This is a genomic window from Panacibacter ginsenosidivorans (assembly GCF_007971225.1).
In the GTDB taxonomy this organism is placed as follows: Bacteria; Bacteroidota; Bacteroidia; order Chitinophagales; family Chitinophagaceae; genus Panacibacter; species Panacibacter ginsenosidivorans.
This window is the reverse complement of record NZ_CP042435.1, coordinates 5312121-5335678: the sequence shown is the minus strand read 5'-3', so window position 1 is coordinate 5335678 and position 23558 is coordinate 5312121. Positions and strand designations below refer to the sequence as shown.

The window sequence follows — 23558 nt, the reverse complement described above, 5'->3', positions numbered from 1 at the left end:
ATTTTCACGGTTCGGTGGCAAAAGATAAGAAAGATTTTATTGAGGGCAGATACTATTTACACACCATCGGTCAAAGAGTTAAAAAAAAGTTGAAGTGTGCAACGCAACAAACAATGCTATAAGATTCTACAACAGGGTTTATAAAATGAGTTTCATCTTTTTATTGCTATCATTTGCCGTTTCTTTTTGGCCGCACTAAATATTTTTACTTACATTGCTTTCTGACTGTTTATGAAAAATATACTTATGACATTACCTACACAAATTACAAGAAAATTTGCCTGTGTTTTTTTGTTTGTATTGATCTGCTCTGCACAACTCTTTGCCCAGCAAACAGACCTGTTAAAAGCAACTGATGTAATTAAACAAAATGCGGCCAGCATCGGCCTCAGCGATAACGATCTTAATAATTACAGGATAGCTGATGCCTATACAGATAAGCTAAGTGGTGCAACTATTTATTACCTGCAACAAACTTATAAGGGTATTGATGTATTGAACGCCATACAAATTGTAGCCATACAAAACAGCCAGGTGGTGAGTGTTGCCGGCAAACGCATTGACGGAATGGAATTGAAAGCAAATGTAAAAAATGCTATTGCTGCGGTAACCCCTGAGAACGCTGTGCGGGCTATGGCAAAACATTTAAATCTTACGGTACCTGCTTTTATTGTTGCCTTGAAAACGATGAATGATAAAAAGGTTGTGGCGTTCGGCGATCTTGGTATTTCTTCTGTTCCGGTGAGATCAAAATTAATATGGGTTACGGGCAACAAATCCAACAATGCTATATTAAGCTGGCAGGTAGAAGTGCAGCCCAAAGGGGTTGCCGACCACTGGCTGGTACAGGTAGATGCCTCTAAAGGAAACGTGCTTGGTAAGATGAACCTGAATATAAACTGCACATGGGGCAATGGGGAAAATAAAACTTTAGCTGCTGATGATGATATAGTAAATAATGCATCATCAGTATCAACAGAAACATTTGGCTTAAATGCTATTAATTCTGCTGAATACCGGGTTATTCCATTTCCTGCCGAAAGCCCTATTCATACAGGTGGTACGGCTGCGTTGGTTTCTAATCCATGGGAATTAGCAGGCACGGGTAACAATGCAACCAGCCTAAAGTGGAATGATGATGGCACTACCACTTATGATTATACGCGGGGCAATAATGTGCTTGCACAGGAAGATAGTAATGCCAATAATGGCAATGGTAAAAGAGCCATTTCTACTACGGCTATTCCTGATCTTACTTTTGATTACCCGCCGGATTATACACAACAACCCACTATTACAGTCAATCGCAATTTTGCTATCACCAATCTTTTTTACTGGAATAATATTATGCATGATATTTCATACCAGTATGGCTTTGATGAATTATCTGGCAACTTCCAGGCAAATAACCTGGGCCGGGGTGGTACAGATGGAGATTATGTGCTGGCAGACGCACAGGATGGAAGGGCGCTTAATAATGCAGATTTCAGTACGCCCGATGATGGTTCTAATCCAAGGATGCAAATGTATTTGTGGAGCGGTTCACCTAAAATTGACGGAGATCTTGACAACGGTGTTGTTGCACATGAATACACACATGGCATTTCTACCAGGTTAACTGGTGGCCCTTCTAATTCTACCTGTCTGCAAAATGTGGAACAGATGGGTGAAGGATGGAGTGATTATCTGGCATTAATGGTAACCACAGATTGGCATACTGCTACCGTAAACGATGGGCCTAATAAAAGACCGATAGGTAATTATGTAATAGGTTCTTCAACAACAGGTGGTGGTATACGCACGTACCCCTATTCAACTGATATGAATATTGATCCATGGACCTATGCTGATATGGCTGCCACCGGCAGCGAAGTGCATGTCATTGGCGAAATATGGTGTACTGTTTTGTGGGATATGACATGGAACATTATACAAATGGACGGCATCAATAAAAATATTTACGATGCCAATGCAACAGGTGGTAATTCAGCTGCATTAAAACTGGTGATGGAAGGGATGAAACTGCAATCCTGCAGTCCCGGTTTTATTGATGGCAGAGATGCTATTCTAAAAGCTGATACACTTTTGTATGGTGGCAAATACAGTTGTGCTATATGGAGCGCATTCAGGAAAAGAGGTATGGGTTATTATGCATTACAACGCAGCAATGATATTGCAGGAGATGAAAAAGCTGATTTCGATTCTGTTATCCTGGTTAAAACTGCAAACAAAGATTCTTTTGTGCAGCAGGAAACGATCACTTATACATTTAAAGTAAATACGGTTCCATGTATCTCATTAAGCAATTATAAAATAGTAGATACATTGCCTTCTAATGTAACTTATGTGAGCAGCAGTTCCGGCGTTTATAATGCAGGTAACAGAACGGTTACATTCAGTAATATTAATCTTGCAGCAAACAGCAGTGTAACCTATACCATAAAAGTTACTGTCAATAACGGGTCGTATACAGCACCTGTTCAACATATTAATGAAACCTTCGCCGGCAATACCATTCCTTCCGGATGGACGGTTTATAATTTTAAAAGTAACCCATGGACAGTTTCTACTGCAGAAAGTCACAGCGCACCATACGCTTTGTTTGCTGCAGATATTTCTTCTACCTCTCTTACAAGATTTTCAACATCTACAGCATTTCCTTTAACCAATAACTCCACACTAACTTTCTGGCATTATTACAATACAGAATCTGGTTGGGATGGTGGTAGAGTAGAAATCAGTACAAACAATGGCGTTACTTATAGCGATCTAAGCAAATACATGATACAAAATGGTTATCAGAATTCCATTTATGACAGTATTATTAAAACTTTTCGGCCCGCCTTCTCAGGCAACAGCAATGGATTTATAAGAACTGTTATTAACCTTACCTCGTTTGCGGGCAAAAGTGCAAAATTCCGTTTTGTATTTACTTCAGACGAAGCAGTTGGTGTGGAAGGCTGGTATATTGATGATATAACGCTGACCAGTGAATCCGGTATACAAAACCTTGGACAGTTTTTCAACAGCAACAACCTGCTTGCCACAAGTTCCACTGCTTATTCTACCATTAAAGAAGGTACGTTACCATTAACATGGGGTGAATTTACCGCAGTGAAAAATGGTAATACCTCTTTGCTAAAATGGCAAACATTACAGGAATATAATACTGCAAACTTTATAATAGAAAGAAGTACAGATGGTGTCAATTTCCATCAGCTGGCAACTGTTGCGGCGGCGGGTAGTTCAAGTATTGCAAGAACATATCAGCTAACGGATCAGTTACCTCTAAACGGCAAAGATTTTTACCGGATAAAACAGGTTGATAAAGATGGTAAATTCACTTACTCCCCTGTGCGTTCGCTTGAATTTCTGCTTAACCAGATAATAAATATTACGCCAAATCCTGCACACGATAAAATAGCCGTAACTATAAGTGGCAATGATAAAGCATTGAAGGTTTCTATCATTGATGCAACCGGTAAGCAGGTAAAAAGTTTTAATATGCAGGGCCAATATCTGCAGCTCAGCCTGCCTGGTATAGCGCCGGGCATTTATTACATAAGAATTGCGGGGGATGGTATTAACAGCACACATAAACTTATTGTGCAATAACAAAAAGAACCTGGTTTAAAAACCGGGTTCTTTTTTTAATTAAAAGCCTTTCAATAAGGCGCTATTTTATATACCAATTATTTTATGTTGTTATAAAAAGATTTACATTTATAGTTCAACTGCATGTACCCTTTTTATAAAATATTTTTGGGTGCCGGGCATTGAAAACACTATTTTGCTTTCGTTGCGTCGCACACTTGTGCTGAAACAGGTAACGCTGCAATCGAAAAGTAAAATTTAAAACCAAAAATTGCTTAAACGCTTTCGCTTTGTTCATCAATGTTCCGAACGTATAAGTGAGTGACACAACGAAGATGCCATTAGTAATACAGCTAAGTACCATAAAAAATAAAAAACAATAGCCGTACTATTCTTTATAAAAAACAATAACAATGAAAAAAACATCTACACTTTTAAAAGGTATTACCGGCCTTTTATGCGCACTCATTATTTATGCGCCATCCATTGGTCAACAGGTAGATTCAAGATCTGCCAGTAATCTTGTAAAACAAAATGCAACAGCTATCGGGCTTTCGTTAACTGACCTGCAGAATTTCAGGATCTCCAGTGCCTATGTTGACAAAACATCAGGCGCAACAATGGTATATGCACAGCAAACCTATAAAGGTATTGATGTGCTGAATGCCATACAAACACTCGCTTTCAGGAATGGAAAATTAATTGCTGTTTCAGGAAATCGTATCAGCAAAATGGAAGAGATCGTAAATACAAAAGATGGTAAAGCATCTTATACATCTGCTAATGCGGTAAAGGCTGCAGCGCTCCATTTAAAGCTTGCCATGCCTGCTGATTTGAATCCTGTAAAGCAGATAAACGAAAGCAAAGAAATTGAATACAGCAAAATGGGTATTTCCTCTGAGAATGTCAAATCTAAACTTATTTGGGTGCTTGACGAAAATGCAGGCATGATGCCCGGCCAAAAGCCAAAAGCATATTTAAGCTGGCAGGTGGCATTGCAGCCAATTGGTGTTGCAGACTACTGGCTGGTAAATGTTGATGCATTGAGTGGTCATGTTATCAGCAAAATCAACCTGAATATTGTATGCGACTGGACAAACGCAAAACATCCTTATGAAATGAATGCTGCGCTTGTAAAAATCGCTGACCTTGATGGTAACGAAGCATCACTGGTAAGTTCATCAAAATACGGAGTAGTACCTTTCCCCGCTGAAAGTCCGGCCCATCCCGGCGGTACACCTGCATTAAGGCAAAATCCATGGTTGCTTGCAGGCGCTGGCAACGACGCGACTACACTGCAATGGCACGATAACGGAACAACAACATTCGATAGTACCAGAGGTAATAACGTACTTGCACAGGAAGACAGAAATGGCAACAATGGTTTTGGAAAAGGCGCTGTTTCAACTACAGCACTTCCCAACTTAACAATTACTGCAAAACCAAACTTTGCCAAACCACCTACAAAGGCTGCCAATCAAAAATTTGCCATTACTAACCTTTTTTACTGGAACAATATTATGCATGATATTTCTTACCAGTATGGTTTCAATGAAGTATCGGGCAATTTCCAGGCAAGTAATCTTAGCAGGGGCGGTGCAGGCAATGATTATGTTTTAGCCGATGCACAGGATGGTTCGGGAACCAACAATGCAAATTTTTCAACTCCTTCAGATGGCAGCAGTCCACGAATGCAAATGTTCATCTTTGATGCAGTGCCATCTTTTACTGTTAATCAACCGGCTTCTTTTGCGGGTAAAAAGACTGCAACAGAAAGTGGCTTCAGCACCAATAATAAACTGGCCGCAAAAGGTCCTATCACCAATTATATTGTTTTGTATAATGATGATGCTTCAGGCACAACACATGGTGCCTGCACTGCAGCAGCCAATGCAGGTGCTTTAGCAGGAAGAATTGCTCTTATAGATCGCGGTACCTGCGACTTTGTGACCAAAGTAAAAAATGCACAAACAGCAGGCGCCATTGCAGCTATTGTCGCAGATAATATTGCCGGCGAATATCCATTTGTTATGGGCGGCACAGATAATACTATTACCATACCTGCAATAATGGTAAGCTTTGAGACGGGAGACAGCATCAAACAATTTTTAGCAGCCAGCACCCCCGTAAATGTTACCATGACTGGTGGGGTAGCTTTGGATGGCGATCTTGATAATGGTGTTATATCTCATGAATATACACATGGTATCTCCAACAGGTTAACAGGCGGACCTAATAATGTTTCCTGCCTGGGCAATAAAGAACAAATGGGAGAAGGCTGGAGCGATTATATGGGATTAATGGTTACCACCAACTGGAGTGCTGCCACTGTAAATGATGGTCCTAAAGCAAGACCTATCGGTACTTATGTACTTGGCCAGGCCAATAACGGACCGGGCATACGCTACTACCCGTACAGCACAAACTTCAGTGTTAATCCATGGACCTATGATAGCATGGCATTAAGCTCAAGATTTTCCAATAGCTTCCTATCATATGATCCGCATGTGGTAGGCGAAGTTTGGTGTAATATGCTTTGGGAAATGACCTGGGAAATTACCAAACAGGTAGGCAGCATCAACACAAATATTTACAATGCCGCAGGTACAGGCGGAAATTCCATAGCGCTTCAACTGGTAATTCAGGGTATGAAACTGCAGCCATGCAGCCCTGGATTTGTTGATGGAAGAAATGCAATATTAAAAGCAGATACCATCTTGTATGGCGCCAGCCATGCGGCCGCTATATGGAGAGCATTTGCCAGAAGAGGTCTTGGATATAATGCTTCGGAAGTAAGCAGTAATAATATAAAGGACGGCATTGCAGATTATTCACTGCCTCCTTCCGCTCCTATCGTAAATGCTGCAGTTCAAACCATGCTGCAAACAAAAGATGCAAAGGTTAGTATTACCCCAAATCCTGCAAAAGACAGGATAGCACTAAGCATTAACGGCAATACCAAACCATTGAAAGTTTATATCATGGATGCAACAGGTAAACAAGTTGTAAGAACAAATATGAACGGCGCTTATTTACAGATCACCTTGCCTAAGATAACGCCGGGCGTTTATTATGTAAATATTTTAGGAGATGGAATTAATCATACGCAAAAACTGATAGTACAATAAAATTAAGAACATAAAACAAAGCCCCGTTTTATATAAACCGGGGCTTTGTTTTTTATAAGCCTGTTGCTATTGCCTGATAGTAATTATATTGGCCAAACTTCTGCAAAACTTATCAGGCTTCTGTTGCGTCGCACTCTTCTGCGTCAGATCATTACTGAACAGGAAGTACAAGTGTGCGACGCAACAATGCTTAATTGAAATGCAAATGCATGGTACAAAAATCATTCTTCTTCCATCTTATTCTTTAGTTTGCCCAGCAAAGCATAAGCGCCTTTGATGACTACTTTTGTTTGCAGCAGATCAATGTTTTCTTTTTGTTTTATTTCAACCATGCCATTTTCCATCACGCCTGTTTCTATTTCAGTTAAGATAAATTTATTTTCATTCTTTGCAATGAACACATATTGTTTGCCCATGTATCTCACCACTGCATCCTCGGGAACAACGGTTGCTGCTTTGCCATCCATTTCAAAAACACCCGTAAGAAACATACCCGGCAAAAGTTCATGCTTAGGATTTTCGAAGTGACAATGCACAAGTCCGGCGCGGCTTTCATCGATATTCTTTGTTACAAGAATAACTTCCACATCAAAGAATTCATCAGGCTTATCAGTAAGTGCAACTTTCCCCTTCATTCCTTTTTTAAATGATGTAAGATCTTTTTCAAACACTGTAATGGCTGCATGTATATCATCAGGATTTACGAGTTCAAACATAATATCAGCAGGGTTTACATACTTGCCGATATTTACATTCACCTGCGTAACGTAGCCGTTGATCGGTGAATACACTGACACCATTCTGGAAATATTATTTACCGTAAGCGTTTGAGGATTGATGTTAATGATACGCAGTTTTTCTTCCAAAGATCTTATAATTGCCTGTTGTGTTTTATAATCGCTCAATACCAACTGATAATTTTTTTTGCTTGTTGCGTCTGCATCACTTAATTCTTTTTGTCTTTCAACATCTGCAGACAAATATTCCATCCTTGCTTTTGCAGTAAGATAATCCTGTTGTAATTGCACATAAGACTGGTCTTCCATTGTTGCAATTACCTGCCCTTTATGCACAGGATAACCAGGCAACAAAGCTGTACTTTTTAGATAGCCACCCAGCGGAAAGCTAACAGAGACAAGGCTTTGCGGCGGAACGTCCACCGTGCCATTTACCTTTATAGTGCTGTGTACATTTTGTACCTGTGGTACTTCGCTTACAACACCGGCATTCATTAATTGCTGGCTATCCAGTATAACCGTGTTTTCATTTGCAGAATCATTTGTTACTTTTTTTACTTCCGGGGCACTGTTACATGCTGTAAAAAATACAAGCATAGCTAAATATATTGATAACCTGTTCATTGTTATTCTTCGTTTGGTTGTAATAAATATTCGAGTTCTATTCTTCCATTATTCAAAGCTTTTAATGCATCAAGGTACTGGCTTTGCAAGCCGATAGCATTGCCGATGAGTGTGCCCCATTCTATATAATTGATCTCTCCATTTTTGTAACTGAGATTGGCAGTTTTTATGATAATCTCAGATTGCGTAAGCGCACTGGTCTTAAAGTATTGTACAGCCTGTTGATACTTTATATACTCATTCCATTGTTGCTGCAGGTTGAGATCAAGCTGTTGTTTTGCCAGTTCTGTTGATGCATGGGTAATTATTTCCTTTTGCGCTGCCGCTTTTATCCTTGACTTTTGCGCTTTATTGAAAATAGGTATACCTATTCCAATCTGTACTGCAGAGAAACGTTTCCCGCCATCATAATAAGTTTCTGTTCTATCCTTACTCATTTGATAGCCGATGACAGATTGATTGTAGTACCCGAGTAATAAGTCTGGCTGCAGCTTTGCCTTTTCAAACAGTGTTTGTGCAGCAGCAATTTTTTGTTGTTGTTCATAATAATACAGGAAAGGATGTCTGCTTAAAGTGCTGCTGTCAAACAATACAGACGCATCATTTAACACATCAGTTGCTTGTATATCTGCTGTTGTATCCAATAAAACCGCTAATTCTGCCTGTGCCATTCTTTTATCAGATTGTAACATCTGCAATTGCATGCGCACCTGTTGCGATTGGTTATCCAAAGAAATTTTTTCTAATAAATTACTTTCGCCTTTCTCAAATCTAAGTTTCGCCACCTGCTGGTAACGGGCGAAGATGCTGTCTGTTCTTTGCAGTAATTTTTCTTTGGCATCAATAAACTGCAATTGCAGGTAAGCATATTTTACCAGTTTGATTATCTGTGTTTGCTGTAAAGATGTCTGCGCTTTTGTATTTTGAAATTCCTGTTCCAGCACGCTGCGTTGCCGGTTATACACCGCAGGCATAGCAAAACTTTGCTGAATGGCAAAACGATTGTCAAAGCTGGTACTGTTGATCTGCCCAAGTTCAGCCGAGAACTGTGTTTTAGGAACATCCACTCCTGCTGTTTTTAAAGCTGCATAATATTGCTCATTAAGCTTACTTAATTGCAATTGTTTGTTTTGTTGCTTTGCAATGCCGATAGCTTGTTCCAAACTTAAACTTTGCATCTGTTGGGCATCAGCAAAAGATGGAATCAAGCTTACAAATAACAATACTGTTGTAACAATAACAGGCGTTTTTGGTTTAAGCCCTTTCTCAAACAACATATACAAAGCAGGTAATACAAAAAGTGTAAGCAATGTAGCTGTGATCAAACCACCGATCACAACAGTGGCTAATGGACGCTGTACTTCTGCACCCGCACCATTACTTAATGCCATCGGCAAAAAGCCCAGTGAAGCAACAGCAGCCGTCATTAACACAGGCCTTAATCTTGTTTTTGTTGCATGCATAATTATTTCATTTATATCATTATAACCTTCTGCTTTTAGCCGGTTCATTTCACTAATAAGTACAATACCATTTAATACCGCTACGCCAAACAAAGCAATAAACCCAATACCTGCAGAAATACTAAAAGGCATGTCCCTTAACCATAAAGCAAATACACCACCTATTGCTGATAATGGGATAGCTGAGAAAATAAGCAAGCAGTATTTTAATTTCTTAAAGGCAAAAAACAACATCAATAGTATAAGCAGTAAGGCCACAGGTAAAGCAATACTTAACCTTCTCGTAGCATGTTGCAGGTTTTCGTATTGTCCACCGTAAGTAATATAATAACCAGCAGGAAAATTAATTTGCTTTGATACTTTTTCCTGCAGTTCAGTAACGATGCTCTGCACATCTCTTCCCCGCACATTGAATCCTGCACTTATCCTTCTTCTTGCATCTTCGCGTTGAATCTGGCATGGACCGTCTTTCATTTCAACATTGGCAAGAATATATAAAGGCACCTGTGTTCCATTTGGCAGACCGATTAAAAGATTACCAATTTCATCTGCGTTTTTCTTTTGCTTCTCATTCATCCTTATAACAAGATCATATCTTCTGTCTGCTTCAAACACAAGCCCCGCAACAGCTCCGGCATACGCTGATTGAATGGTATTATTAATGTCAGTTATGCTTGCACCATATCTTGCAATTGCTTCCCTGTTATACGTGATCACCAATTGAGGAATACCTGTTACTGTTTCCTTATAGAGGTCCTTAGCGCCTTCAACAGAATTTATAACTTTTGCCAATTCATCTGAGTAATGTGCCAATGTATCAAGATCATCACCAAATATTTTACAAACCACATCCTGCCGGGCGCCTGTCATTAACTCATTAAAGCGCATCTGAACAGGGAACTGAAAGCCTGTTGCGATACCCGGCACTTCCTGCAATGCATCACTCATTTTATTAGCGAGTTCTGGAAAGCTTTCAGCGCTTGTCCATTCCTTCTTGTCTTTCAGTATCACCATCATATCTGCCGCTTCAAGCGGCATCGGATCTGTTGGTATTTCTCCTGAACCAATTTTTGAAACTACTTTTTCCACTTCCGGAAATTTATCCAATAACACCCTTGCTGCTTTTTCTGTTGTATTGATGGTATTGCTTAATGAAGAACCGGTAAGTAATCTTGTATCAACAGCAAAATCACCTTCTTCTAATTGCGGTATAAACTCACCACCTAATGTTGTAAGTACAAATACTGCTATTGCAAATAGGCTGAATGCAGTAATTACAATTGCCGCAGGAATACGCATCGCTCTTTTCAGCACCGGCTGATACCAGCTTTGCAGTTTAGCGATCATCTTATCAGCAAACGTATTCTTATGATTCAGTTTTTTACTGATGAATAAAGCGCTGATCATGGGAACATAAGTAAGCGAAAGAATAAATGCACCAATGATAGCAAATGAAACAGTTTCTGCCATCGGTTTGAACATCTTGCCTTCAATGCCCTGTAAAGAAAGAATAGGTAAGTAAACAATAAGGATGATGATCTGTCCAAACACAGCACTGTTCATCATCGTACCTGCAGAATGTCGCACTTCTTCATCCATCCTGTCCTGTGATATTTTTACTGAGTGCGCATACATTTTACTATGGCTTAATTTGTGCATCACCGCTTCCACAATTATCACCGCTCCATCTACCAGCAAGCCAAAGTCAATAGCACCAAGACTCATCAGATTACCACTTACACCAAACAGGTTCATCATGATGATCGCAAACAACATCGATAGCGGAATAACAGACGCTACGATCAATCCTGCACGAAGGTTTCCGAGGAACAACACCAATACAAAGATGACGATCAACGCACCTTCCATCAGGTTCTTCTCCACTGTTGAGATGGCATTGTTCACCATTTTTGTTCTATCAAGAAATGGCTCTATCATCACACCTTCCGGCAATGTTTTTTCAATCTCGGTGATCTTAGCTTTTATACTCTTTATTACTTCATTACTATTGGCGCCTTTCAGCATCATAACAACAGCGCCGGCTACTTCACCTTCATCATTAAATACAGTAGCACCATAACGTATAGCGCTACCCATCTTTACTTCTGCCACATCTCTTACTAAAACAGGTACACTGCTATGTACTTGTTTTACTACAATGCTGCCAATATCATCAAGGCTTTCTACTAAACCCTCACTGCGTATATATAAAACACCGGGACCTTTCTCTATATATGCACCGCCGGTATTCTGGTTATTATCCTGTAGTGCTTTATATACATCTGCAATAGTGAGTTGAAAATTTTTCAGCTTATCAGGATTAATCGCCACTTCATATTGCTTAACCAAGCCACCAAAGCTGCTTACATCTGCAACACCCGGTGTTCCCAACAATTGCCTTCTTACGATCCAATCCTGTATATCTCTTAACGCAGCAAGGTCATACTTGCCTTCATAACCCGGCTTAGCTTTTACAACATATTGAAATATTTCCCCAAGCCCTGTTGTTACAGGTCCAAGCTCCGGTTCTCCCATACCCGCTGGTATTTGTTGCCGCACCTGTGTAAGTCTTTCACTTACCTGTTGCCTTGCCCAATACACATCGGTCTTATCATCAAACACAATGGTGACAAGGCTTAGCCCAAAACGCGAAAAACTCCTTTGCTCAATAATACCCGGAACATTGCGTGTAGCCTGCTCAACAGGCACGGTAATAAAACGCTCAACATCAGGTGCACCAAGGCTTGGCGCCGCTGTAATTACCAGCACCTGGTTATTAGTAATATCAGGCACTGCATCTATGGGTAATTGTGTAACAGAATAAGCACCCCAACTTATAAGCCCTAAAACAAAGAGGCCAATAATGAGTTTATTCTTTATCGAAAAATGAATAATAGCATGAAGCATGCAATTAGAATTAATTAGCTACAAATAATTTTTTGAGAAGATGAAGAAGAATTTTATGTACCCAACACTTGTAGTTATGGCATCACCTGTTGCGTCGCACTCTTGTACTGATGAAAAGCCATGAGCTTATAGCTGCGAGCCTGTGAATCATTATGCTTTGCCCGAAGCTCTTCAGTACAAGTGAGTGACACAACGAAGCATCATAGTACTGCAAAAGCCGGTACCATAAAATTCAAAATGTAATTAATTAAACTCTTGGAGGCTGGAAAATAGATGCAGCGGAAAGCAACAACGGCACATCGTCATTTGAAAGAATGTGCACCGCTTGCGGTTGCTCGGGTGTTTGTAATTTTATTTCAATGGGCGTGGGTACCACTGTAGCCACAGACATAGCTACACAACAATCTGTATTGGTAGTTTTGAAAGGGAGCTTCATGTCCTGCTGAAAATCTGCGTCTATAACGATCTTGCCCTGGTAGTGAAGATGTATGAAAGATATAAAATTCATAGAAGGGTCTTCACCCCTATGTTCAATGTAATGATTTATAAGTGCAGGCAGCTTCAATAATTGATACGCATCGGTTGCACCAAAAAGGTATAGCGATACTAAAAATATGGCTGCCATTTTTTTCATTAATGCAAAGATAAGGCGATGGATAAAACGTTTTTTATGATTTTGAGCAACCTTTTATAAGTTTGGAAGAAAAATATGATCACCTGGGAAGACTTTGAAAAGATAGATATACGCACAGGAACTATTATTGAAGTGACTGATTTTCCAAAAGCAAGAAAGCCTGCATATCAACTCAGTATTGACTTTGGACCTCTTGGTATAAAAAGATCGTCTGCACAAATAACACATCATTACAGCAAAGAAGCATTATTGAATAAACAGATTGTTGCGGTGGTAAATTTTCCACCAAAACAAATTGCAACTTTCTTTAGTGAGTGTTTGGTGCTTGGTGTGTATGATGAAAATAATAATGTTGTGTTGCTGCAACCCAATAAAGAAGTTGGTAATGGACAAAAGATTGGGTAAAATAAAAGCCACCTTAAAAGTGGCCTTCTTATTTTATAGAATTCCTTTCGTACTCGGCAAATAATTAGAAAGCGGATCTCTCTTTACAGCCATCTTAATTGCTTTTGCAAATGCTTTAAAAATTGCTTCAATCTTATGATGTTCATTCTCTCCTTTGCATTCAATGTTCAGATTGCATTTTGCTGCATCGCTGAATGATTTAAAGAAGTGGAAGAACATTTCTGTTGGCATCTCTCCTATTTTTTCCCTTTTAAATTCAGCATTCCAAACGATCCAGTTTCTGCCACCAAAGTCAATTAAAACTTTTGCTTCTGCCTCATCCATGGGTAATGCAAAACCGTAGCGCTCCATGCCCCGTTTATCAATCAATGTCTTTGCAAATGCTTCGCCCAATGCAATACCTGTATCTTCTATGGTATGGTGCTCATCAATTTCAAGATCGCCTTTTGTAATAACAGTAAGATCCATTTTACCATGACGTGCAATTTGATCAAGCATATGATCGAAGAAGCCAAGGCCTGTGCTGATATTGGCTTTTCCGCTGCCATCAAGATTTAATTCGATATGAATTTTGGTTTCGTTTGTATTACGTTCATGAACGACTTGTCTTAAGCCAAGTTTTAAAAATTTATAAATCTCTTCCCAAACCGTACTTTCCAATGCAATCGTAGATTCAAGTTCTTTAACTGAATCACTGATCTCTGCGCCTCCAAGATGTGGATCATTATTTAACCAGATGGCTTTACAACCAAGATTTTTTGCAAGTTGAACATCGGTAATTCTATCACCAATTACAAAAGAGTTCTGAATATCATAAGAAGGATTATTTAAATAGCCAACCAGCATTCCAGTATTTGGCTTGCGTGTTGGTGCATTGTCGTGTGCAAAGGTTTTATCAAAATAAAAATCAGCAAAATGCACTCCTTCATTTTCAAAACTTTTGGTGATAAAATTTTGAATAGCATAAAATGTTTCCTCAGGAAAACTTTCTGTACCAAGACCATCCTGGTTACTGACCATTACGAGTTCATAATCTAACTCTGCCGCAATTCTGCTCATGTATTTAAAAACATCAGGATAGAATTCAAGCTTTTCCCAACTGTCTATCTGATAAGTTGGTGGCGCTTCATTGATAAGAGTTCCATCACGATCTATAAATAAAACTCTTTTGCCCCCGGCCCCTAAAGGGGCGTTAGAAGACTCGTTCATTTGTAAGGTTGTTTTAAAAAAATCCTAATCACTAAGATGAAAAAAAATCTAAACGTACAAGTGTGCGACGCAACAGAAGTTTCATTTTTATATTTCAGTTGGGCTCATAAATTTTTCTTATTTAATTGTTGCTCTTACGGCCTTTACTTCAGCTGCGGTTACTGCTGTTGATTTATTTCCAAAACTGCTTCTGACATACGTAAGCACATCTGCAATTTCCTGATCTTTTAAGTAATCCTGAGGTGGCATGTTGTTATCGTAAGTCTTGCCATCAATTTCCACTTTATCTGTTGTACCGCTAAGCACCCATTTCACCAGTCTTTTCTTATCTCCGGTAACCCAGGTTGTTTTGATCAACGGTGGATTTAAATGAGGCACACCACTTCCATCGTCCTGGTGACAAGTGAGGCAATATGTTTCGTACAATGCTTTGCCACGGGTCTTTGAATCCTGCTGTGGCAAAGGCTTTGCGAAGATGAATAAAGTGATTGCTGCTGATAAACAAATTGTAGTTGCTGCTTTCTTCATGTTGCTATTTCTTATAAGTGATTTTATAAATTACGCCACCCTGGTCATCCGAAACGTACAAAGCGCCATCCGGGCCTTGTGCCAAACCGCATGGGCGATGTTTTGCTTTACCCGGAGAAACAAATTCAGGGCCGCCTGCAAAATTATCTGCGAATATTTCCCAATCACCACTTGGCTTTCCATCTTTAAAAGGAACGAATGCTACGAAGTAACCTTTTTGTGGTTCGGGTGCACGATTCCATGAACCGTGAAATGCCACGAAGGCGCCATTCTTATATTTTTCAGGAAACATATTGCCTGTATAAAACAACAAACCATTCGGCGCCATGTGACCGGGAAATGCAACTGTTGGATCTATGATACCAGCTGGCCCGTCTTTCTTTCCATCTCCACCATATTCAGGCGCTAAAATTTTCCTGTGCTGTATTTGATCGTAATAAATATAAGGCCAGCCTGCATTATCTCCTTTATTTATTTGGTACATGCATTCTGCAGGAAGTTCTGCACTCTGTTTTGTATCATACATATCAGGAAAGAGATCATGCAAACCATCACGACCATGTTGCATAACGAATAAAGAATTTGTAGCATTGTTCCAGTCAAGCCCAACAACATTGCGCAAACCGGTTGCATAACGAACTCCATCACCATATGTTTGATTTGCTTTGTCTGCCTTGAATTGCCAGATGCCACCTGCGGAATCAAGAATAGGACAAGGTTGTCTGCCCATTGATCCTTTTGATCTGTCCTTTTCCTGGCAGGAGTTTGAATATGCGCCAATGTTTACATAAATGTTTCCTTCATTATCGAGTGTAATTGATTTTGAATTATGCTGGTTGCGATCGATCAAACCTGTTATAATTTTTTCTGGCTGCGCATTTACATTGCCTGTTGCGGCTGCGTCTAATTTATACCTGTATACTTCCGTGTTTGATGATGCATATAAATAATCATCTTTTATTGTAATGCCTGTTCCCGCATAATTTCCAAAACTGTTTTTCTTTTCAAGTTTTCCGTTATTGTTTTGATAGAGCACAATTCCTTTACCATCCATAAGTGTTCCAAGCTTCACAAACAAATCTCCTTTGGAATCAACAGCAATATGCCGTGGTTCTTTTAAGCCTGTTGCAACTTCTGTTATGGAAAACCCTGCAGGTAATTTAATGACGGCTTCGTCAGCAGGACTTTTGCTGGTACTGTCTTTATTATAATTAGCACATGATGGTAAAGTAATACCTATTCCTGACGCAACTAATAAAGAAAATAATAAGGTCTTTTTCATTTGACAAATTTTTGAAGATTTCAAATTTACTGATATACTCATATTCACATAACAAATTCATGTTAAGATAGCCATTCCTGAATTGCATCCACCAAAGCCGTATTCTCTTCTTCTGTTCCAATAGTAATGCGTAAACAATCGTCACATAATTTCACATTACTTCTGTCTCTTACTACAATTCCTTTTGTAAGCAGGAACACGTACAGCTTTCTTGCATCTTTTATTTTTACTAAAATAAAGTTTGCATCCGAAGGATAAACCTTTTCAACTGTTGGTATTTGTTCAAATACTTCAGACAATGCATCTCTCATATCAACAAGATGATGAATCATATCATTCACCTGTGCTACTTCTTCCATGGCTTTCAACGCAAGTTCCTGTGTAGCCTGGTTAATATTGTACGGTGGTTTAACCTTATTTAAAATATTGATTATTTCAGTTGATGCAAAAGCCATGCCCAGCCTCAATGCAGCCAGTCCCCATGCTTTACTAAAGGTCTGCATCACCACAAGGTTCGGATATTCTGTTAATTCCTGCACAAAAGATCGCTGCTTCGAGAAATTAATATATGCTTCATCAATTACAACAAGACCATCAAAATTGTTCGACAACATTTCAATGTCGTTCCTGTTCAATGAATTGCCCGTAGGATTGTTGGGAGAACAGATCCAAGCAATTTTTGTATTTGCATCAATCAAATTTTCAAGATGAATAAGGTCAAGCTGAAAATCATCTGTGAGTAAAGCTTTCCGCACTTCCACATCATTGATATTTGCACTAACTTCATACATACCGTAAGTAGGCGGGCAAATTACCACATTGTCTTTACCCGGATTGCAAAACGAGCGAAACAAAAGATCAATACATTCATCACTGCCATTGCCTAAGAAAATATGTTCGGCGGGAACGCCTTTTATTTTCGAGATCGCTTCTTTTACTTTTTGCTGATGCGGATCAGGGTAACGGTTGTACCATTTTGGCAACGGCGAACCAAGACTGTTTTCGTTTGCATCAAGAAACACTTTTGCATCGCCGCTAAATTCATCACGTGCTGATGAATATGGAACCAGCTTCTTAATATTTTCTCTTACCAGGTTGTTTAAGTCGAACATATCTTTTATGGTATCTGCTTTTGAATTACTATAATACTTTTGTTGTGTCACTCACTTGTACGTTGAGAACATTAGTGAACAATAAACAGTGAATAATGAACAATCAAATCAAAGACTATTTGCCTATTGCCTCTTTGCCTTGTTGCCTTTCTTCCTGCAGTACAAGAGTGCGACGCAACGATGCTTAATTTTTATACTTAAGCCCGGTTCAAAAAATCACTTCTCCATTCTTACTTTTACAGCATTTGCATGTGCATCCAAACCTTCTGCCTCTGCCATTGCCACAACTGTTGAAGCAATGTTCTGCAAACCTTGCTGCGTAAGCTTTTGAAAGGTTATCTTTTTTACAAAACTATCAACACTTACGCCGCTGTACGCTTTTGCAAAACCATTGGTTGGTAAAGTATGATTGGTGCCGCTTGCATAATCACCAACACTTTCAGGTGAATAATTTCCGAGGAAAACAGAGCCTGTGTTGATTATTCTTTCAGCTAGTTGTCCGTCATCTTTGCAGGAAATAATAAGATGCTCCGGCGCATATGCATTGATCAATTCAATTGCATCTTCAGTATTTTCCAACACAATGATCTTACTATTTTCCAAAGCTTTGATGGCAAAATTCTGTCGCGGCAATTTTTTCAATTGCTCTTCAATTGCAGTAATAACACTTTTTGCTATTGTTTCTTTATTACACACAAGCAACACCTGACTATCTGCACCATGCTCAGCCTGCGATAAAAGATCAGCAGCAATAAAATCTGTATCTGCAGTTTCATCTGCCCACACACAAACTTCACTCGGACCAGCGGGCATATCAATTGCAATACCTTCCTGTTGGATCATTTGTTTGGCGCATGTTACATATTGATTACCGGGACCAAAAATTTTATACACCTGCGGCACAGTTTCAGTTCCATAAGCCATTGCAGCAATTGCCTGCACGCCACCGATCTTAAATATCTTTGTAACACCAGTAATCCTTGCTGCATAAAGTATTGCAGGATTTAGCTTTCCATCTTTTGACGGTGGTGAGCAAAGAATAATTTCTTTGCAACCTGCTATCTGCGCAGGAATTGCCAACATTAATATCGTTGAAAATAACGGTGCCGTACCCCCGGGAATGTACAGACCAACTTTTTCTATACCTACATTTTTACGCCAGCATTGAATGCCCGGCATTGTTTCAATGATCTCTGGTGGCGATAGTTGTTTTATATGAAACGCTTCGATGTTCGTTGCGGCTTGTTTAATGGCAGATTTTAAAGCATCAGAAAGCATTGCTTCTGCTTCTTCGATCTCATCTGATGTAACAGCAAAATGATTCAGCGTTACTTTATCAAAGTCGTTCGTATATTTTTTTACGGCGCGATTACCATTTAGTTTCACATCATCCAGCACTGCTTTTACTTTTTCCTGCAATGATGAGTTATCAATGGCCGGTCTCTTTAAAATGCTGCTCCAGTTTTCCTGGTGTGGATTTATAATTACCTGCATAAAACGTAAGTGTTAAATGATCATTTTTTCAATAGGTACAACCAATATGCCTTGTGCACCTGCAGCTTTTAGTTTTTCGATGATATCCCAGAATTCATTTTCACTGATCACACTGTGCACGCTGCTCCAGCCTTCTTCTGCCAAGGGCAATACAGTCGGGCTTTTCATACCCGGCAATAAAGAAATGATCTGCTTTAAATTATCATTCGGTGCATTCAATAAAACATATTTATTGTTCTTTGCTTTTTTTACAGACTGTATACGAAACAATAATTTATTAAGTAAGTTTTGTTTTTCCCCGTCAAGATTTTTATTCTTAATAAGAACAGCCTGTGAATTAAGAATGGTTTCTGTCTCTTTCAAACCATTCATGAATAAAGTAGAACCGCTACTCACAAGATCACAAATAGCATCTGCCAAGCCTATGCCTGGTGCTATTTCCACGCTGCCGCTGATCTCATGAATCTCTGCAGTAATGTTGTTTTCATCAAGAAATTTCTTTACTAACACAGGATAACTTGTTGCGATTTTTTTCCCTTGCAACGAACTTATTTTATCATACTCCTCTCCCCTTCTAACAGCAATAGATAATCTGCATTTTCCAAAACCAAGCTTCTCTACTACTTCAACCTGCTTCTCTTTTTCATACACTACATTCTCGCCAACAAAACCAAGATCGGCAACTGCATCTTCCACATATTGCGGAATATCATCGTCACGGAGAAAATAAACTTCCAGCGGAAAATTGCTTGCTTCGCTTTTAAGTTTGTTTACACCATTACTGATATCAATACCACATTCTTTCAGCAGTTTGATAGAATCATCATGCAATCTTCCTGATTTCTGTATAGCGATTTTTAGTTTGCCCCCATCCCCTGAAGGGGTGTTATTATTTTTGTTCATAAAAAACTAAAACTGTTAAAAGTAATTCCCGAAGTTTTTTTACCCCCTTCAGGGTTGGGGCAAATAAAAATGGGCTTACTATTCAGTAAGCCCATCAATGTTTTATGATTTGTAAACACAAACAACACCGGCTTACCTTGCAGGCAAGAAATGATGATGATGTATGTGCAGATGTAAATTCATTTTTTAAATTGCTGCGCAAAAATAAGGCAGTATTTCAATTGAACAAATTTTATTACAACTAAAATAAAATTTAAGAATCTTCAACACTTCTCACGTTTCATTCGAACATCTCTACAAAATAACCGGCATAGCTACCTTGAGATATTCCAGGAACTTATTCATTCCCTTAAGTTTTTGCTCATTCAATTCATAACTAATGTTAGTTGTATAGTATGTTTTGAGGTCATAAACAGGATAAGGATTTTCAGCAATCACTTCATCAAGATGCATTAATCCAAGCCCGTTTGCTTTGTTAAATAAAGCAATAAATGCCGGCGGCAATTCCTTGTTAGCGATCCATGTTGCAAACACAAAAGGCAGGCCAGTCATAGCTTTCCATGATCCTGCAAGATCATAAATATATGGAGAAACTTTGCGTTGATTCAAAGCCCTGTCGCCAATAACAACGCCGGCAGTCGCACCTTTTATTTCGCTGATGTAATTTTCTTTTGCTTCCTCAATCACGGGGTTGATCTTCCAATAATGCTTTAACAGCACTTTACACAAATTCACGGAAGTTCTGCTTTGATAATCGAGTAATACTTTTTCGATCTTATCAACCGGCACTTCGCTGAAGAGGCAAACACTTGCCACATCAGCATTTGCGCCAATGCAATAATCGCTTACAATATGCCATTCATCCAATCTGGGAATCACAGCAACAGGCGCCAGTCCCACATCAATCGTTCCATCAACCAGCATACCAGCAATCTTTGCGGGGTAATCTTCCACCAGTTCAATCATTTCCATCAGTTCGGCACTTCGCCTGATCCCGTACAATAAAGGCTTTGTATTCAAATAACTTACCGCACCTACTTTAATCTTCTTCAATTAATCTATTTTTGCGGCAAAATTAAAGGGATTTTTATGAACCCGGCTGAAGTGTTAATGGCATCGCCCCTTGCCTCGCACTCTTGTACTGCAGGAAGAAAGGCAACAAGGCAAAGAGGCAATAGGCAAATAGTCTTTGATTTGATTGTTCATTATTCATTGTTTATTGTTCACTAATGTTCTCAACGTACAAGTGAGTGACACAACAGAAGTATCATAGCAGCACTGTAGCTAAGTACATAAATAAATCATATAAACCCCGCAACATATAAATAACAATTGATGGAGCTTACTAATCTTACTGCTATCTCGCCTGTTGACGGACGCTACCGCAAACAGGTTGCGCATCTTGATGAATATTTTTCTGAATATGCTTTGATGAAATATCGTGTGATCGTGGAGATTGAATATTTTCTTTTTCTTGCTGATAAGAAATTTTTCAAACTCAATGCAAAGGCACGTTTGCAATTGCGCAAGGTTGCGGAAGATTTTTCTTTGGATGATGCGCAGCAAATAAAAGATATTGAACGCATCACGAATCATGATGTAAAAGCGGTTGAATATTTTTTAAAACAACAATTGGATAAAGCCGGTGCAGCAGATGCAAAAGAGTGGATTCATTTTGGGTTAACATCTCAGGATATTAATAATACATCAATTCCGTTGAGTTGGAAAAATTGCATGGAGCATGATTATTTGCCAATGCTTATCAATTTGCAAAACAATTTATTTCAGCTTGCATCAAAGTGGAAAGATATTTCAATGTTAGCCAGAACGCACGGTCAGCCTGCTTCTCCAACTAAACTTGGTAAAGAGGTAATGGTATATGTAGAGCGTTTGGAAAACCAGGTGCAGTTGTTTTCATACATTCCTTATGCAGCAAAATTTGGTGGAGCAACAGGAAATTTCAACGCACATAAAATTGCATTTCCAAAAAAAGACTGGATAACATTAGGCAATGAATTTGTTGAAAATGTATTGGGCTTGCAACGCATGCAATTCACCACACAAATAGAGCATTATGATAATCTTGCTGCGCATTTTGATACGATCAAACGAATTAATAATATACTGATCGATCTGTGCAGGGATATCTGGACGTACATCAGCATGGATTACTTCAAACAAAAAGTAAAAAAAGGCGAAGTTGGTTCAAGTGCTATGCCGCATAAAGTAAATCCAATCGATTTTGAAAATGCGGAAGGCAACTTTGGTGTTGCAAACGCCATGCTGGAGCATATTTCAGGCAAATTGCCCGTTTCAAGACTGCAAAGAGATCTTACGGATTCAACAGTGTTAAGAAATCTTGGTGTGCCTGTTGCGCATACATTGATCGCTATTAAATCCTTGGAAAAGGGTTTGGAAAAATTAGTATTAAATGAAGCGAAACTGAAAGAAGATCTTGAAAATAACTGGGCGGTTGTTGCTGAAGCTATTCAAACAATTTTGAGAAGAGAAAATTATCCGAATCCATATGAAGCATTGAAAGATTTAACAAGAGGCAAAACTTCAATTACAAAAGCAGATATACATAATTTTATTGCATCATTAAAAGTTAACGCTGAGATAAAGAAGGAATTGAAAAGTATTACGCCGCATAATTATACAGGTATAAATCCTGCATATTAAAATTAAAACTGTACTTAGTCTTCGTAAGTATTGTGAAAAGTTGTTTGTATGCTTACTCCACTTCAAATAGAAGCCATAGAAATAGAAGCATGGGAAAACATGTTTGATGCTGCATCTGCCGAATTTAAAGAGCAGATGAATATGTATTATGTAAAAGTTGGTGGTGGTATTTGCCTGGTCTTTGGTAAACATCCTGTTGTACATTTTAATATGATCATGGGTTTGGGGTTAAGTGAACCTATTACGAAAGAAATATTGCAACAGGTAGAAGCTGTTTATAAGAAAGCTAACCAGTCAACTTACATGATCCATTATTTTGAACAAATGCAACCGGCTAATGCACCTTCTATTTTTGAAGAAATGGGATATGTTGTAAAGGGTGGCTGGGAAAGGATCATTTGGGAAAAACAACCTGTAAAACCATTACATACAGAAAGAAATATTACCGTTCGGTTAGTTGATGAAAGTACTGCCTCAACATGGGAAAAATTTGTATTGGATATCTACAAATATCCTGCCCATGATTGGCTAAGAAGTTTGTGGAATGTAAAAGGGTGGACGCATTTTCTGGCATATGAAAATGATGCAATCGTTGCGTGTAGATCTATGTATATTGGAAAGAACAATCTTGCATGGACAGGCATTGATACGCCAGTTCCCATTGTTATGACAAATGATCTTGTGCCGGACAGAATATTATTCGAACACCTGCAGAAATATTGCATTGATAATGGAGTTGAATATTTAATGGCTGATATTGAAAAGCCTTCTGCAGAAAGAGATACTGTTATTTACAAGCAATTTGAAGAACTTGGATTCAAGGTTGAATACCTGAGGAAATTATACAGGAAATAAT

15 protein-coding genes are annotated in these 23558 nt (G+C 38.9%); 5 read left to right on the top strand and 10 right to left on the bottom strand.

The window, feature by feature from the left end:
- The first annotated feature begins 246 nt into the window (after window positions 1-246).
- Together FRZ67_RS22535 and FRZ67_RS22530 are read left to right on the top strand one after the other, a co-directional pair.
- The gene (locus FRZ67_RS22535) at window positions 247-3615 is read left to right on the top strand and encodes a M36 family metallopeptidase (protein ID WP_158638433.1); all 3369 of its coding nucleotides are present in this window, start codon (window positions 247-249) and stop codon (window positions 3613-3615) included.
- Window positions 3616-4007: 392 nt separating this feature from the next.
- Window positions 4008-6722: a M36 family metallopeptidase gene (locus tag FRZ67_RS22530; RefSeq protein WP_147192814.1), complete on the top strand. Its 2715-nt coding sequence runs from the start codon at window positions 4008-4010 to the stop codon at window positions 6720-6722.
- A 221-nt stretch (window positions 6723-6943) separates the two neighbouring features.
- On the opposite strand, the gene FRZ67_RS22525 is transcribed toward FRZ67_RS22530, so the two are convergent.
- The 3 genes from FRZ67_RS22525 to FRZ67_RS22515 form a co-directional block, all read right to left on the bottom strand.
- On the bottom strand, window positions 6944-8083 hold the full coding sequence (locus FRZ67_RS22525) for an efflux RND transporter periplasmic adaptor subunit (protein WP_147192813.1): 1140 nt from the start codon (window positions 8081-8083) through the stop codon (window positions 6944-6946).
- 2 nt (window positions 8084-8085) lie between these two features.
- On the bottom strand, window positions 8086-12453 hold the full coding sequence (locus tag FRZ67_RS22520) for a CusA/CzcA family heavy metal efflux RND transporter (protein ID WP_147192812.1): 4368 nt from the start codon (window positions 12451-12453) through the stop codon (window positions 8086-8088).
- A gap of 247 nt (window positions 12454-12700) precedes the next feature.
- The gene (locus tag FRZ67_RS22515) at window positions 12701-13078 is read right to left on the bottom strand and encodes a hypothetical protein (protein WP_147192811.1); all 378 of its coding nucleotides are present in this window, start codon (window positions 13076-13078) and stop codon (window positions 12701-12703) included.
- A gap of 84 nt (window positions 13079-13162) precedes the next feature.
- Between FRZ67_RS22515 and FRZ67_RS22510 the strand changes: the two genes are divergently transcribed.
- Window positions 13163-13492 carry a tRNA-binding protein gene (locus FRZ67_RS22510; RefSeq protein ID WP_147192810.1) on the top strand — a complete coding sequence of 110 codons (330 nt, stop codon included), beginning with the start codon at window positions 13163-13165 and terminating at the stop codon, window positions 13490-13492.
- 33 nt (window positions 13493-13525) lie between these two features.
- Here the strand turns inward: FRZ67_RS22510 and hisB are convergent, their stop codons facing one another.
- From hisB to FRZ67_RS22475, 7 genes are all read right to left on the bottom strand, one after another.
- Entirely contained in the window at window positions 13526-14701 is a 1176-nt protein-coding gene (hisB, locus tag FRZ67_RS22505; RefSeq protein WP_147192809.1) for a bifunctional histidinol-phosphatase/imidazoleglycerol-phosphate dehydratase HisB, read from the bottom strand.
- Window positions 14702-14818: 117 nt separating this feature from the next.
- A complete protein-coding gene (locus FRZ67_RS22500; protein WP_147192808.1) occupies window positions 14819-15229 on the bottom strand; it encodes a c-type cytochrome in 411 nt (136 codons plus the stop codon).
- 4 nt (window positions 15230-15233) lie between these two features.
- Window positions 15234-16511 carry a PQQ-dependent sugar dehydrogenase gene (locus FRZ67_RS22495; RefSeq protein WP_147192807.1) on the bottom strand — a complete coding sequence of 426 codons (1278 nt, stop codon included), beginning with the start codon at window positions 16509-16511 and terminating at the stop codon, window positions 15234-15236.
- A 62-nt stretch (window positions 16512-16573) separates the two neighbouring features.
- Window positions 16574-17623, bottom strand: coding sequence for a histidinol-phosphate transaminase (gene hisC / locus FRZ67_RS22490; RefSeq protein ID WP_192903890.1), 1050 nt, complete (start codon window positions 17621-17623; stop codon window positions 16574-16576).
- 216 nt (window positions 17624-17839) lie between these two features.
- Window positions 17840-19117, bottom strand: a complete 1278-nt coding sequence (gene hisD / locus FRZ67_RS22485; protein ID WP_147192806.1) for a histidinol dehydrogenase — start codon at window positions 19115-19117, stop codon at window positions 17840-17842.
- Window positions 19118-19129: 12 nt separating this feature from the next.
- Window positions 19130-20020 (bottom strand): ATP phosphoribosyltransferase, encoded by an 891-nt coding sequence (gene hisG, locus FRZ67_RS22480; protein WP_147192805.1) that lies wholly within the window; start codon window positions 20018-20020, stop codon window positions 19130-19132.
- Between the two features lie 294 nt (window positions 20021-20314).
- A complete protein-coding gene (locus FRZ67_RS22475; RefSeq protein WP_147192804.1) occupies window positions 20315-21073 on the bottom strand; it encodes a menaquinone biosynthetic enzyme MqnA/MqnD family protein in 759 nt (252 codons plus the stop codon).
- 282 nt (window positions 21074-21355) lie between these two features.
- On the opposite strand from FRZ67_RS22475, the gene purB reads away from it, so the two are divergent.
- Window positions 21356-22702, top strand: a complete 1347-nt coding sequence (purB, locus tag FRZ67_RS22470; RefSeq protein ID WP_147192803.1) for an adenylosuccinate lyase — start codon at window positions 21356-21358, stop codon at window positions 22700-22702.
- Between the two features lie 48 nt (window positions 22703-22750).
- On the top strand, window positions 22751-23557 hold the full coding sequence (locus tag FRZ67_RS22465) for a hypothetical protein (protein WP_147192802.1): 807 nt from the start codon (window positions 22751-22753) through the stop codon (window positions 23555-23557).
- Window position 23558: the final 1 nt, after the last annotated feature.

What these genes read in the sequence shown, in the direction of transcription:
- hisG (WP_147192805.1), bottom strand. Translation starts at nt 20,020, where the DNA reads ATGAACAAAAATAATAACACCCCTTCAGGGGATGGGGGCAAACTAAAA.
- FRZ67_RS22520 (WP_147192812.1), bottom strand. Translation starts at nt 12,453, where the DNA reads ATGCTTCATGCTATTATTCATTTTTCGATAAAGAATAAACTCATTATT.
- hisC (WP_192903890.1), bottom strand. Translation starts at nt 17,623, where the DNA reads ATGTTCGACTTAAACAACCTGGTAAGAGAAAATATTAAGAAGCTGGTT.
- FRZ67_RS22535 (WP_158638433.1), top strand. Translation starts at nt 247, where the DNA reads ATGACATTACCTACACAAATTACAAGAAAATTTGCCTGTGTTTTTTTG.
- FRZ67_RS22530 (WP_147192814.1), top strand. Translation starts at nt 4,008, where the DNA reads ATGAAAAAAACATCTACACTTTTAAAAGGTATTACCGGCCTTTTATGC.
- FRZ67_RS22495 (WP_147192807.1), bottom strand. Translation starts at nt 16,511, where the DNA reads ATGAAAAAGACCTTATTATTTTCTTTATTAGTTGCGTCAGGAATAGGT.
- FRZ67_RS22525 (WP_147192813.1), bottom strand. Translation starts at nt 8,083, where the DNA reads ATGAACAGGTTATCAATATATTTAGCTATGCTTGTATTTTTTACAGCA.
- purB (WP_147192803.1), top strand. Translation starts at nt 21,356, where the DNA reads ATGGAGCTTACTAATCTTACTGCTATCTCGCCTGTTGACGGACGCTAC.
- FRZ67_RS22515 (WP_147192811.1), bottom strand. Translation starts at nt 13,078, where the DNA reads ATGGCAGCCATATTTTTAGTATCGCTATACCTTTTTGGTGCAACCGAT.
- FRZ67_RS22510 (WP_147192810.1), top strand. Translation starts at nt 13,163, where the DNA reads ATGATCACCTGGGAAGACTTTGAAAAGATAGATATACGCACAGGAACT.
- hisD (WP_147192806.1), bottom strand. Translation starts at nt 19,117, where the DNA reads ATGCAGGTAATTATAAATCCACACCAGGAAAACTGGAGCAGCATTTTA.
- FRZ67_RS22465 (WP_147192802.1), top strand. Translation starts at nt 22,751, where the DNA reads ATGCTTACTCCACTTCAAATAGAAGCCATAGAAATAGAAGCATGGGAA.
- hisB (WP_147192809.1), bottom strand. Translation starts at nt 14,701, where the DNA reads ATGAACGAGTCTTCTAACGCCCCTTTAGGGGCCGGGGGCAAAAGAGTT.
- FRZ67_RS22500 (WP_147192808.1), bottom strand. Translation starts at nt 15,229, where the DNA reads ATGAAGAAAGCAGCAACTACAATTTGTTTATCAGCAGCAATCACTTTA.